This window comes from Streptosporangium sp. NPDC020072, assembly GCF_040631445.1.
Lineage (GTDB): Bacteria > Actinomycetota > Actinomycetes > Streptosporangiales > Streptosporangiaceae > Streptosporangium.
In genome coordinates, this window is record NZ_JBEYAB010000003.1 from 177,750 (window position 1) to 191,042 (window position 13,293).

12 protein-coding genes are annotated in these 13,293 nt (G+C 69.4%); 11 read left to right on the forward strand and 1 reads right to left on the reverse strand.

Features of this window, described 5'->3' with window-relative positions; all coding sequences use genetic code 11:
- The first annotated feature begins 11 nt into the window (after positions 1-11).
- From ABZ470_RS07175 to ABZ470_RS07215, 9 genes are all read left to right on the forward strand, one after another.
- Complete coding sequence (locus ABZ470_RS07175) at positions 12-1,505, forward strand: leucyl aminopeptidase (RefSeq protein ID WP_352008816.1); 1,494 nt, start codon at positions 12-14, stop codon at positions 1,503-1,505.
- 210 nt (positions 1,506-1,715) lie between these two features.
- On the forward strand, positions 1,716-3,095 hold the full coding sequence (gene lpdA / locus ABZ470_RS07180; protein ID WP_352008815.1) for a dihydrolipoyl dehydrogenase: 1,380 nt from the start codon (positions 1,716-1,718) through the stop codon (positions 3,093-3,095).
- A gap of 36 nt (positions 3,096-3,131) precedes the next feature.
- Positions 3,132-4,574, forward strand: coding sequence for a 2-oxoglutarate dehydrogenase, E2 component, dihydrolipoamide succinyltransferase (gene sucB / locus ABZ470_RS07185; RefSeq protein WP_362910555.1), 1,443 nt, complete (start codon positions 3,132-3,134; stop codon positions 4,572-4,574).
- 136 nt (positions 4,575-4,710) lie between these two features.
- Positions 4,711-5,607, forward strand: a complete 897-nt coding sequence (locus ABZ470_RS07190) for a TIGR01777 family oxidoreductase (protein WP_362910557.1) — start codon at positions 4,711-4,713, stop codon at positions 5,605-5,607.
- A 37-nt stretch (positions 5,608-5,644) separates the two neighbouring features.
- The gene (locus ABZ470_RS07195) at positions 5,645-6,382 is read left to right on the forward strand and encodes a peptidase E (RefSeq protein ID WP_352008812.1); all 738 of its coding nucleotides are present in this window, start codon (positions 5,645-5,647) and stop codon (positions 6,380-6,382) included.
- Between the two features lie 28 nt (positions 6,383-6,410).
- Complete coding sequence (gene lipB / locus ABZ470_RS07200; protein WP_362910559.1) at positions 6,411-7,088, forward strand: lipoyl(octanoyl) transferase LipB; 678 nt, start codon at positions 6,411-6,413, stop codon at positions 7,086-7,088.
- A gap of 425 nt (positions 7,089-7,513) precedes the next feature.
- Positions 7,514-8,443, forward strand: a complete 930-nt coding sequence (gene lipA / locus ABZ470_RS07205; RefSeq protein ID WP_352008810.1) for a lipoyl synthase — start codon at positions 7,514-7,516, stop codon at positions 8,441-8,443.
- Positions 8,444-8,549: 106 nt separating this feature from the next.
- A complete protein-coding gene (locus tag ABZ470_RS07210) occupies positions 8,550-9,230 on the forward strand; it encodes a DUF4191 domain-containing protein (RefSeq protein ID WP_352008809.1) in 681 nt (226 codons plus the stop codon).
- The gene (locus tag ABZ470_RS07215; protein WP_352008808.1) at positions 9,230-10,027 is read left to right on the forward strand and encodes a class I SAM-dependent methyltransferase; all 798 of its coding nucleotides are present in this window, start codon (positions 9,230-9,232) and stop codon (positions 10,025-10,027) included. The genes ABZ470_RS07210 and ABZ470_RS07215 overlap by 1 nt, the downstream gene beginning before the upstream one ends.
- Before the next feature lies 1 nt (position 10,028).
- Here the strand turns inward: ABZ470_RS07215 and ABZ470_RS07220 are convergent, their stop codons facing one another.
- Entirely contained in the window at positions 10,029-10,493 is a 465-nt protein-coding gene (locus ABZ470_RS07220) for an RDD family protein (RefSeq protein WP_352008807.1), read from the reverse strand.
- A 119-nt stretch (positions 10,494-10,612) separates the two neighbouring features.
- On the opposite strand from ABZ470_RS07220, the gene ABZ470_RS07225 reads away from it, so the two are divergent.
- On the forward strand, positions 10,613-11,629 hold the full coding sequence (locus tag ABZ470_RS07225) for a hypothetical protein (protein WP_362910561.1): 1,017 nt from the start codon (positions 10,613-10,615) through the stop codon (positions 11,627-11,629).
- Positions 11,630-11,788: 159 nt separating this feature from the next.
- A complete protein-coding gene (glnA, locus tag ABZ470_RS07230; RefSeq protein WP_352008805.1) occupies positions 11,789-13,213 on the forward strand; it encodes a type I glutamate--ammonia ligase in 1,425 nt (474 codons plus the stop codon).
- The last annotated feature ends 80 nt before the right edge of the window (positions 13,214-13,293 follow it).

The following is a 13,293-nucleotide window of genomic DNA, read 5'->3' on the forward strand; positions in this document are numbered from 1 at the left end:
GCATCGGGCGCGTGACCACTGTGCGGGTGAATTCAACTGACAACGTCGTCTCGTTCGAAACCGATGCGCTGGTCGTCGGCGTCCACTCCGGTGAGGACGGTCCCCGTCTCGCCCCCGGCGCCGAGGGACTGGACGATGCGCTGAACGGCAAGCTGGCCGCGACACTCGACGCCATAGGCGTCAAGGGCAGATCCGGCGAGGTCGCCAAGGTTCCGACCTTCGGCGCGCTGGCCGCCCCGCTCCTGGTGGTCGTCGGCCTCGGCGACGCCCCCGCCGACGGTGCGGGCTACGACGCCGAGGCGCTGCGCCGTACGGCCGGCGTGGCCGTACGCGCCCTGGCGGGCACGGCCCGCGTCGCGCTCGCCCTGCCCGCGGCGGACGCCCGGCAGGTCGGAGCTCTCGCGCTGGGCGGCCTGCTCGGCGCCTACTCCTTCACCAAGTACCGCACCAACGGCGAGCAGCCCGCCCCGGTCGGGGAGCTGACCGTGCTGAGCGGCGCCGAGGACGCCCAGGCGGCGGTCGAGCGGGCCGTCACCGTCTCGGAGTCGGTCTCTCTCGTGCGCGACCTGGTCAACACCCCGCCCTCCGACCTGTGGCCCGCCCGCTTCGCCGAGATCGCCGAGCAGACCGGCTCCGCGGCAGGCCTCTCGGTCGAGGTGCTGGACGAGAAGGCCCTCAAGGAGGGCGGCTACGGCGGCATCGTGGCCGTCGGCCAGGGCTCGGCCAACCCGCCCCGCCTGGTCCGCCTCGCCTACAGCCACCCCGAGGCCGCCAAGACGGTCGCGTTCGTCGGCAAGGGCATCACCTTCGACTCCGGCGGCCTGTCGCTCAAGCCGTCGGCCTCGATGGACTGGATGAAGTCAGACATGGGCGGCGCGGGCGCGGTCTTCGGCGCGCTCGTCGCCATCGCCAAGCTGGGCCTCAAGGTCAACGCCGTCGGCTACCTCTGCCTGGCGGAGAACATGCCCAGCGGCACCGCCCAGCGCCCCTCCGACGTGTTCACCAGCTTCGCGGGCAAGACCGTCGAGGTGCTCGACACCGACGCCGAGGGCCGCCTGGTGCTGATCGACGGCATCGCCAGGGCCGCGCAGGACTCCCCCGACGTGATCGTGGACGTCGCCACCCTCACCGGCGCGCAGCTCGTCGCGCTCGGCTGGCGCACCTCCGGGGTCATGTCCAACGACGACGCGCTGCGCGAGGAGGTCGTCGAGGTCGCGGGCGAGCAGGGCGAGGGCGCCTGGGGCATGCCCCTGCCCGAGGAACTCCGCAAGGGTCTCGACTCCCCCGTGGCCGACATCGCCAACCTGCACCCCGAGCGCTGGGGCGGCATGCTGACCGCGGCGATCTTCCTGCGGGAGTTCGTGCCCGACGGCGTCCGCTGGGCCCACATCGACATGGCGGGCCCCGCCTTCAACAAGGGCGAGGCGCACGGCTACACCCCCAAGGGCGGCACCGGTGCGATCACCCGCACCCTCGTCGGCCTCGCGGAGCGTTACGCGGGCTGACCCGTGCGGGTCACGAGCGGCACAGACAGATGAAAAGATGCGGTTGCCGAGGTCAGGCCACGGGCGGCAGAGCCAGGGGCGGGCAGCGGCACGGCGGCGAACCGAGCGCCCCGGGACACGGCCGCGGACACCGACGGGTGTCCGCGGCCCCCGGGACACGGAGCGGGCGCGACCGCGAGAAGGTATTTCGATCCGACAAGGAGCTTTCCTGTGGCTGATGGCAGCGGCCCGTACGACATCGTCGTCCTGGGGGGCGGTAGCGGTGGGTACGCCTGCGCTCTGCGGGCGGCCGAGCTTGGCAAGACGGTCGTCCTCATCGAGAAGGACAAGATCGGCGGCACGTGCCTGCACCGGGGTTGCATCCCCACCAAGGCCCTCCTGCACTCGGCGGAGGTGGCCGACGAGACGCGGGAGAGCGAGACCTACGGCGTCAAGGCCCGCTTCGAGGGCATCGACGTGCCCGCGGTCCACGCCTTCAAGGACAAGATCGTCACGCGTGCCTGGAAGGGCGTGCAGGGCCTGCTGAAGAGCAAGGGCATCACGATCGTCGAGGGTGAGGGCCGCCTGGTCGGCCCGAACCGGATCGCCGTCGGCTCCGACGTCTACGAGGGCCGCAACGTCGTGCTGGCGACGGGCTCCGCGCCCAGGTCGCTGCCCGGCCTTGAGATCGACGGTGAGCGGATCATCACCAGCGAGCACGCGCTCAAGCTCGACCGGGTGCCCGCCTCGGTGATCGTCCTTGGCGGTGGCGTCATCGGCGTCGAGTTCGCCAGCGTCTGGCGTTCCTTCGGCGCCGAGGTGACGATCGTCGAGGGCCTGCCGCACCTGCTTCCCCTTGAGGAGGAGTCCAGCTCCAAGCTGCTGGAGCGCGCCTTCCGCCGCAGGGGCATCAAGCAGGAGCTCGGCGTCTTCTTCGAAGGTGTCAAGACCACCGACACCGGTGTCGTCGTCACCCTCGCCAACGGCAAGACCCTTGAGGCCGAGCTCCTGCTCGTCGCCGTCGGCCGTGGCGCCGTCGTGACGGGCATGGGCTTCGAGGAGGCGGGCGTCGCCGTCGAGCGGGGCACCGTCGTGGTGAACGAGTACTGCCAGACCAGTGTCCCCGGCGTCTACGCCGTCGGAGACCTGATCCCCACCCTGCAGCTGGCCCACGCGGGCTTCGCCGAGGGCATCCTGGTCGCCGAGCACATCGCCGGGCTCAACCCGGTGCCGATCGACTACGCCGGTGTCCCCAGGATCACCTACTCCGACCCCGAGGTCGCCTCGGTCGGCATCACCTCCGCCCAGGCCAGGGAGCGGGGTCACGAGATCGTCGAGTTCACCTACGACCTCGCGGGCAACCCCAAGAGCCAGATCCTGCAGACGCAGGGCGCTGTCAAGATCATCTCGGAGAAGGACGGGCCCGTTCTCGGCGTGCACATGGTCGGCCGCCGTATAGGCGAGCTCGTGACCGAGGGTCAGCTGATCTACAACTGGGAGGCGCTGCCCGCCGAGGTCGCGCAGCTCATCCACGCGCATCCGACCCAGTCCGAAGCCGTCGGTGAGGCGATGCTGGCCCTGGCCGGCAAGCCTCTGCACGTTCACAGCTAGTTCGAAGCCCTCACTCGGAACACGAGAGAAGTCATCATGCCGAAGTCCGTACAGATGCCCCAGCTCGGCGAGAGCGTAACCGAGGGCACCGTCACCCGCTGGCTGAAGAAGGAGGGCGAGCGCGTCGAGGCCGACGAGCCGCTCCTGGAGGTCTCGACCGACAAGGTCGACACCGAGATCCCCTCCCCGGCCGCGGGCATCCTCACCAAGATCGTTGTCGGCGAGGACGAGACCGTCGAGGTCGGCGCCGAGCTGGCGATCATCGACGAGAACGCCACCGAGGGCGCCGTGCAGACCGAGGCGCCCGCCCCGGCCCCCGAGCCCGCTCCGGCGCCCGCCCCGGCTCAGCCGATCTCCTCGATCCCGCAGCCCGCGCCCGTCGCGGCCCCGGCTCCCGCCCCGGCCCCGGCTCCCGCGCCTGCCCCTGCTCCGCAGGCCGCTCCGGCTCCGCAGGCTCCCGCCCCGGCCGCCGAGCCGGTCTCCGGTGAGAGCCCGTACGTCACCCCGCTGGTCCGCAAGCTCGCCGGCGAGCACAACGTCGACCTGGAGACGCTGACCGGCACCGGTGTCGGCGGTCGCATCCGCAAGCAGGACGTGCTTGAGGCGGCCCGCAGCCAGCGTGAGCGCGCCGCCGCGGCCCAGGCCCAGGCCGCTCCGGCCCCGCAGGCCCCCGCCCCCGCCCCGCAGGCCGCCGCCCCCGCTCAGGCGCCCGCCGCCGCCCCGGCCCCCGAGCCGGTCGCGGTGGACACCACGCTGCGTGGCCGTACCGAGAAGATGTCGCGGCTGCGGCAGACCATCGCCAAGCGCATGGTCGAGTCGCTGCAGGTCTCGGCCCAGCTCACCACCGTGGTCGAGGTCGACGTCACCAAGGTCGCCCAGCTGCGCGACCGCGCGAAGGCGGAGTTCCAGCGGCGCGAGGGCGTCAAGCTCTCGTTCATGCCGTTCTTCGCGCTGGCCACGATCGAGGCGCTCAAGCAGCACCCCAAGCTCAACGCCACGATCAACAGCGAGACCAACGAGGTCACCTACTTCGACGCCGAGCACCTGGCCTTCGCGACGGACACCGAGCGCGGCCTGATCGTCCCGGTGATCAAGGACGCGGGCGACCTCAACATCGCCGGCCTCGCCCGTAAGATCGCCGACCTGGCCGAGCGCACCCGCACCAACAAGGTGAGCCCCGACGAGCTCGGCGGCGGCACGTTCACGCTGACCAACACCGGCAGCCGTGGCGCGCTGTTCGACACGCCGATCCTCAACCAGCCGCAGGTCGGCATGCTGGGCACCGGCGCGGTCGTCAAGCGGCCCGTCGTCCTGGACACCCCCGAGGGCGAGGTCATCGCCGTCCGCTCGATGGTGTACCTCGCGCTCAGCTACGACCACCGCCTGGTCGACGGCGCCGACGCCGCCCGCTTCCTGACGACGATCAAGCGTCGTCTTGAGGAGGGCCGCTTCGAGAACCAGCTGGGCCTCAACGTCTAGCCTCCACCTCGCGTTTCCGGGCCGGTCCGCGTTCTCGCGGGCCGGCCCGGCCTTTTTCCTCCCCCGGAGAGACATCTGCGTCCGCGGACCGCCCGGTTCCCGAAAACCCCGGGGGAGGTTGTTTAGATTGAACGACATGACGATCATCGTGACCGGCTCCTCCGGCCTGCTCGGCTCGGCCCTGACCGAGGCCCTGCGGGCCGAGGGCGCGCGGGTGGTCCGACTGGTACGGCGTGAGCCTCACGGGCCTGATGAGGCGTTCTGGAACCCGGCGGAGGGGATCCTGGACCCGGCGGCCGTCGACGGGGCGCGGGCCGTGGTGCACCTGGCCGGGGCGGGCATCGGCGACCGGCGGTGGAACGCCGACGTCAAGCGTGAGATCGCCCGCAGCCGCATCGAGGGCACCAGAACCCTGGTCAACGCGCTGACCAGGGCGGACGCCAGGCCCGAGGCGCTGCTCTCCGGTTCCGCGATCGGTTTCTACGGCGACACCGGCGACAGGGAGGTCGACGAGACCTCCCCGCCCGGTGAGGGGTTCCTGGCCCGGGAGGTGGTCGTGCCCTGGGAGGCGGAGACCGAACCCGCGCGGCAGGCGGGTATCCGGGTCGCGCTGCTGCGCACCGGCCTGGTGCTGAGCCGCGAGGGCGGCATGCTGCCCAGGATCCTGCCGATCTTCAAGATGGGGCTGGGCGCGCCCCTCGGGTCCGGCCGCCAGTACTGGTCGTGGATCACGGCCGACGACTGGGTCGGGGCCGTGCTGCGCGTCATGCGCGACCCCGGCCTCTCCGGGCCGGTGAACCTGACCGCGCCGCACCCGGTCACCAACGCGGAGTTCACCAAGACACTCGCCCAGGCCGTACGGCGGCCCGCCATGCCGCTGGCCGTACCGGGGTTCGCGCTGCGTGCCGTCGTCGGCGGGTTCGCCGAGGAGGGGGTGCTCACCGGGCAGCGGGTGATCCCCCGGCGCCTGACCGAGGTGGGGCACACGTTCCGGCATATCCGTCTCGGCGACGCACTGTCCGCCGTACTCTAGGGTCCCTGTTTCCACCACATCAGCTGGGAGATCACCTATGGGCAGGTCCGGGCAGTCTCACATCCTCGCCATCGGGGGCGGTTCCTTCCGCGCCTCACGACGGCAAGGGGTCATTGAGGCGAGCGCCCTGCTGCGGTACGCCCTCGACCTGACCGGCCAGGACCGGCCAAGACTCGGTCTGCTCGCCACCGCGACGGGTGACGACTCCCAGTGGTTGCTGAGCATGTACGGCGCGTTCCGGGCCTGGGACGTCGAGATCAGCCACCTGACCGTCTTCCCGATGCCCAACGTCGACGATCCGCGCGAGTGGATGCTGAGCCAGGACGTCATCTACGTCAGCGGCGGCAGCGTTGCCAACCTCGCGGCGCTGTGGCGGCTGCACGGCCTCGACGAGGCCTTCGAGGAGGCGTGGCGGGCGGGTGTGGTGCTGGCCGGGCAGAGCGCGGGGGCGCTGTGCTGGCACGTGGGCGGCAACACCGACTCCTTCGGGCCCGAGCTGCGGGTGTGGGCCGACGGCCTCGGGCTGCTGCCGTACTCGTGCGGCGTGCACTACAACTCCGAGCCGCAGCGTCGTGCGCTGCTGCACGAGTCGGTCGCCTCCGGTGAGCTGCCCGGTGGTTACGCCGCCGACGAGGGGGTGGCGCTGCACTACGTCGGCACCGAGTTCATCCAGGCCGTGAGCGTCGACCCGAAGGGTTACGCCTACCGGATCGAGCACGACGGGCAGGGCGGGGTCAAGGAGTTCCGCATCGAGCCTCGGCTTCTCACGACTTGAGCATGAGCGGGTCAACTACTCTTTAAGCGTGACTGAGCTGGCGATCGTTCGTCTTGGCGTTGACTTCCCCTATGAGCAGGCTTGGGATCTTCAGCGGCGCATTCACGCCCGGCGCGTGGCCGACGAGATTCCCGACACCTGTCTTCTCCTCGAACACGCTCCGGTCTACACGGCCGGCAAGCGCACCGCCGCGCACGAGCGGCCGACGGACGGCACCCCGGTCATCGACGTCGACCGGGGAGGCCGCATCACCTGGCACGGTCCAGGCCAGCTCGTCGGCTATCCGATCATCAAGCTCGGTGACCGGCTGGACGTCACCGCATACATGGGACTGCTGGAGGAGACCCTCATCCGGGTCTGCGCCGACTTCGGCGTGCAGGCGGGGCGGGTCGGGGGGCGCAGCGGCGTCTGGGTCGCCGGAGACCCCTCCCACGGCCTCCCCGACCGCCAGCTCGGCGCGATCGGCATCCGCGTCACCCGGGGGGTGACGATGCACGGCTTCGCGCTCAACTGCTCCAACGACCCGAGCTGGTACAACCGCATCGTCCCGTGCGGCATCAGCGACGCCGGGGTCTCCTCGCTGTCAGCGGAGACGGGCCGCAGGATCGTGGTCGACGAGGTCACGCCGTACGCCGAGAAACGCCTGGTGGAAGCCCTGGACGCCCAAGCCTTCGACCTCCCGGAGGAAGACCTCTTCCGCCGCTGATCCCCTGGAGCCCTCGACGCCCCACCCAGGGGTTCGCCCGAGCCTTCCCCACCAAGCACGAGAACCGTCTCCTCCCGCTTTCCACGAGAAGCATCGGCTTGTGCCTTACCGGTGCCGTGCGCGAAGAGTGCCCGGCTTGGGCGCGTCGGTGCTTGGACCGAGGAACGCAGGAGCGCAGCGACGAAGAGACGAGGGAAAGCACCGACCCGAAGCGCCCAAGCCCGCGACGCCGCCAGGCGTCGCAAAAAGACACAGCTTGGGCGCGTCGGTGCTTGGACCGAGGAACGCAGGAGCGCAGCGACGCAGTGACGAGGGAAAGCACCGACTCAAAGGCGCCCAAGCCCGCGACGCCGCCAGGCGGAGCAAAGGGACAGGGACCCAACCCCGCGCGCGGCTCCCTTCCCGCTGGACATAAGCTGAACGATGTGACCGTTGCTCCTGAAGGCCGAAAGCTCCTCCGCCTGGAGGTGCGCAACAGCCAGACCCCCATCGAGCGTAAGCCCCCGTGGATCAAGACCCGGCTGAAGACCGGGCCGGAATACACCGAGCTCAAGTCACTGGTGAAACGCGAGGGGCTGCACACGGTTTGCGAGGAGGCAGGCTGTCCCAACATCTACGAGTGCTGGGAGGACCGGGAGGCCACCTTCCTGATCGGTGGCGACCAGTGCACCCGGCGCTGTGACTTCTGCCAGATCGACACCGGCAAACCCGCCGAGTACGACACCGACGAGCCTCGCAGGGTGGCCGAGTCGGTTCAGCAGATGGGCCTGCGGTACGCCACGGTGACCGGGGTGGCCCGTGACGACCTGCCGGACGGCGGTGCCTGGCTGTACGCCGAGACCGCACGGCAGATCCACGCGCTGCTGCCGGGGTGCGGTGTCGAGCTGCTGGTGCCGGACTTCAACGGCGACCGGGGGCAGCTTGAGGAGGTCTTCTCCGCCAAGCCCGAGGTCTTCGCGCACAACATCGAGACCGTGCCGCGGATCTTCAAGCGGATCCGTCCCGCGTTCCGTTACGAGCGTTCCCTCGAAGTGATCACCAGGGGTCGTGAGGCCGGTCTGGTGACCAAGTCCAACCTGATCCTCGGCATGGGCGAGGAGCGGGAGGAGGTCGTGCAGGCCATGCGTGACCTGCACGAGGCCGGTTGTGACCTGCTGACCATCACCCAGTATCTCCGCCCGACCCCCCGCCACCACCCGGTGGACCGCTGGGTCAAGCCCCAGGAGTTCGTCGAGCTCCAGAAGGAGGCCGAGGAGATCGGCTTCGCCGGGGTCATGTCGGGTCCGCTGGTCCGCTCCTCCTACCGGGCGGGCCGTCTGTACCAGCAGGCCATCGAGGCCCGCAGGTACGCCTGACCGTCGTCGTCCGCGGGGGCCGGTGATCCTTCCCGGTCATCGGGACTCCCGTGGGACGGCAGGTCACGTTTTCATTTCTTGACCCCGGAATTTGTATCCTCAAGTCATGGCGAAGAAGCCCGAAGACCAAGAGCGCCCGGGGCGCATCAAGCAGCTCCGTATGATCGCGGGGATCATCAAGCAGGCGAACCCGAAGGGTATGCCGATCGTCTACGCGTCAGCGCTCGGCACGTTCGCGCTGTGCGTCGTGATCGGCCTGGTCACGGGCTCGATCTGGTATCTGATCTTCATCGGATTGATGCTGTCGCTGACCGTCGGCCTGGTGGTCTTCGGCCAGCTCGCCCAGCGCGCGCAGTACTCCATGCTGCACGGCCAGCCCGGCGCGGCCGCCGCGATCCTGCAGGGCATGCGTGGCACGTGGGAGGTCGCTCCCGCCGTCGCGGTCAACCGTGATCAGGACATCGTGCACCGCGTGGTCGGTTTTCCCGGTGTGATCCTCGTCTCCGAGGGGCCGGGTTCCCGGGTGCAGAAGATGCTGGTCGCGGAGAAGAAGCGTGTCCAGCGTGTCGCCCTGGACGTCCCCGTCTACGACATCCAGTCCGGTGACGGCGAGGGTCAGGTGCCCATCGCCAAGCTGCAGCGGCACCTGATGAAGCTGCCGAGGAACCTCAAGAAGCCCGCGGTCTACGAGGTCAACAACAGGCTCAAGGCGCTGCCGCAGACGCTGCCGATGCCCAAGGGCCCGCTGCCGCGCGGTGCGAAGATGCCCCGCCCCAAGATGCGCTGATGGACGTGGCGGGGATCGACCGGCGCCGGGTGGGCGCCGAGGAAACCTCGCGGGCCAACCGCGGCTGGTGGGACGGCGCCGCGGACGAGTACCAGGCCGAGCACGGCGGTTTCCTGCGTGACTGCGGGTTCGTCTGGTGCCCGGAGGGTCTGGACGAGGCCGACGCCCGGCTGCTGGGCGACGTCGCGGGCAGGGACGTGCTGGAGATCGGCTGTGGCGCGGGCCAGTGCGGGCGGTGGCTGACCGGGCAGGGGGCGCGGGTCGTCGCCTTCGACCTGTCGTTCCGGCAGCTTCAGCACTCTCACCGGATCGATCTGGACAGTGGTTCCGGGCTGCCGGTCGTCCAGGCCGACGCCGAGGCGCTGCCGTTCGCCGGTGAGTCGTTCGACCTCGCCTGTTCGGCCTTCGGCGCCCTGCCGTTCGTGGCCGATCCCGGTGCCGTCCTGTCCGAGGTCCGCCGGGTGCTGCGTCCGGGGGGCCTCCTGGTCTTCTCGGTGAGTCATCCGATCCGCTGGGCCTTCCCCGACGATCCGGGCCCCGCCGGACTGACCTCCGACCGGTCCTACTTCGACCGCTCGCCGTACGTGGAGGTCGGTGCGGACGGGAAGGCCTCCTACGTCGAGCATCACCGTACGATGGCCGACTGGGTGGGGCACATCGTCGCCTCCGGCCTGGTGCTGCGCGGGCTGACCGAGCCGGAGTGGCCGGTCGGTCACGAGCGTGAGTGGGGAGGCTGGAGCCCGCTGCGTGGCCGTCTGCTGCCGGGGACGGCCATCTTCACCTGCGTGCGGCCGTAACTCACATACGGACGACCACGGTCGCGGCGGCGCGGTCGTGCAGGCCCCGCTGGTCGCGGTCCCAGATCAGGGCGGGTACGGCCAGGCACAGCAGCACGGTTCGCACGAGGATCGAGGGGAACGGGGCGCGCCCGCCGTTGAGCGCGGCGATCCTGATGCCGGTCAGGCGCATGCCGAAGGTCATGCCCATGGTGCCCGCGAGCAGGAGGTATTCGGCGGCGAGCACCGCGACCGGAACCCAGCTCTGGTGGGTCGGGTCGATCCGCAGGAGTCCCTGGGTGATGGCCCAGGTGCAGATCAGCCAGTCGATCACCAGGGCGCCGATCCTGCGCCCGAATCCGGCGACCGATCCGCTGCCCTCCTGGGGCAGTCCGAGCCTTTCCCCCGGGTAGCCCAGGTCGACTCCGGCGGATCTGACGCCGCCGAGCCAGGTCTGGGTCCAACGGGGCTGCTGCCTGCTGTTCATGGTTCAACGGTATCCGCCCCCGTGGTCGCCCTCGAACTCCCCCAAACGACCGCATCGGCCATGCGATCGGTACATCATGGTCATGATCTTTTTCGCCCTCCCCTCCCGGAGCACCCCCAATGACTGACAACGACGACATCAACCGGCGCTTCGAGGCTTTGACCTCGCAGATCGAGCGCAAGGAGCGGCGGAGGATGGAGAAGGCGTGGTCTCACCTGCCGCGTTACAGGCGTCGCCGCAGATGGCGGATCACCTTACTCGCGGCGTTCGTCCTCGTCGTGGCCGCCGGGCTGGTCACCGTCTACCGGCCCGGGTGGGTCGCCCCGGTGGGCGAGGCCCTCTCCGCCCGTTTCCTTCAGGCGCGGGAGAACCACGGTGGCCCGGTTCCCGAGGAGACCGAGCCCGTCCCCGTCACCCCCGAGCCGGTCTCCCCGTTCGAGGGGTCTCCCGCCAAGGACTACGCCGAGGGTGTCAAGGGACTGACGTCGCCGAAGGCCCGGGCGACGGGCGGCCTGAGCCGCAAGGACGTCGCCACCGCCTTGAAGAGCACCCGGGACATGCTCGCGGCGACCCATCTCGACCGTAAGACTCTCGCGGGTGGCAGGCCGACGGCGCTGGCGAGGCTCCTCCCTGCGGAGCAGCGCGAGTGGTTCCTGAAGGACCTGGACAACAGGAAGCCGAAGAAGGGCCACTTCAACACCAGATACTGGGTCACCAGCCTGGCTCCCAAGGCCGCCGAACTGGCCACCGACGTGATCAAGGTCAACGGGCGGACGAAGTACGCCTCGTTCCATGAGGATGGCCGCACCGGGGCGAAGATCACCGTGAACTACCTGTTCGTCTACGCCGTACGACGGCCGGGGGAGACCGGGCAGGGTGAGCGGATCATCGTGCACAGCGTCGGCGAGGTGATCGCCTACCGGGAGAACGGCCGGCTGGTGGTGTGGCCCGTCAAGTGGAACGACGGGGCCGTCACTGGTGCCCGCTGCGACGTCGACGACGGCTTCGTCCACCCGTACTACGAGGACTCCGTCCCCGACAAGGAGCTCTCCAAGGCCACCGGCGCCCCGGTCGACCCCTACGAGCTCGACCGGGAACCGCGCGAGGAGGAGTGCACGCTCGCCTCCCGCACGTGAAAAGTCCGGCAAAGGAAGCGTTCATCCGCCCGGTACGGCCGCATTCCAGGACTAACGTGGGGCGATTCTCCTTAACACGGGTGAAACAAATGAGACACGGGGCGGTAACGGCTCAAGCCTACTTTCGAGCTGAAAGCTCGTCCCCCTTGGGAGGTTCGCGTGTTCAACTCCGCCGACGACGTCCTCAAGTTCATCAAGGACGAGGGGGTGCAGTTCGTCGATGTCAGGTTCACGGACCTGCCCGGGACGACTCACCACTTCACATTCCCCACGGAGAACTTCGGGGCGAACGTCTTCACCGACGGCCTCATGTTCGACGGCTCCTCGATCCGCGGCTTCCAGGCCATCCACGAGTCGGACATGCTGTTGCTGCCCGACCCCTCGACGGCCGTGCTCGACCCCTTCCGCCGGCACAAGACGCTCAACATCAACTTCTTCGTGCACGACCCGCTGACGGGTGAGGCCTACAGTCGCGACCCGCGCAACGTCGCCCGCAAGGCGGAGGAGTATCTCAAGGGGACCGGCATCGCCGACACGGTCTTCTTCGGCCCGGAGGCCGAGTTCTACATCTTCGACGACGTCCGCTTCGAGACCAGCGCGCACGCCAGCTACTACCACATCGACTCCATCGAGGGCGCCTGGAACACCGGCAAGGCCCAGGAGGGCGGCAACCTCGGCTACAAGCCGCGTTACAAGGGCGGCTACTTCCCGGTCCCGCCGATGGACCACTTCACCGACCTGCGTTCGGAGATGGTGCGCCGCCTCATCGAGGCGGGCATCCCGGTGGAGATGCAGCACCACGAGGTCGGCACCGCCGGGCAGGCCGAGATCGACTTCCGGTTCAACACGCTGCTCAAGGCCGCCGACACGATGATGCTCTACAAGTACATCGTCAAGAGCACGGCCATCGAGTACGGCCACACCGTCACCTTCATGCCCAAGCCGATCTTCGGCGACAACGGTTCCGGCATGCACTGCCACCAGTCGCTCTGGAAGGACGGCGCGCCGCTGTTCTACGACGAGGTCGGCTACGCGGGCCTGTCGGACACCGCCCGTTACTACATCGGCGGCCTGCTCAGGCACGCCCCGTCGCTGCTGGCCTTCACCAACCCGACGGTGAACTCCTACCACCGTCTGGTCCCCGGCTACGAGGCTCCGGTCAACCTGGTCTACTCCCAGCGCAACCGCTCGGCGTGCATCCGCATCCCGATCACGGGGTCCAACCCGAAGGCCAAGCGCATCGAGTTCCGGGTGCCCGACCCGTCCTGCAACCCGTACTTCGCCTTCGCCGCGCAGCTCATGGCCGGGATCGACGGCATCCGCAACAAGATCGAGCCGGTGGAGCCGGTGGACAAGGACCTCTACGAGCTTCCTCCGGAGGAGGCCCGCAGCATTCCGCAGGTCCCCGGTTCGCTCAGTGAGGTGCTCGACGCGCTGGAGGCCGACCACGACTACCTTCTCGAAGGCGGTGTGTTCACCCCGGACCTGATCGAGACCTGGATCTCCTACAAGCGTGAGAACGAGATCGACCCCATCCGCCTGCGTCCCCACCCCCACGAGTTCGAGCTTTACTACGATGTGTAGATAAGGGCCATGACCTGCGAAAACGCTGCTGTTTAAGGTCGCCGGGCGGCCTTTCACAGGTGTTCCTCCCCGCACGGCGG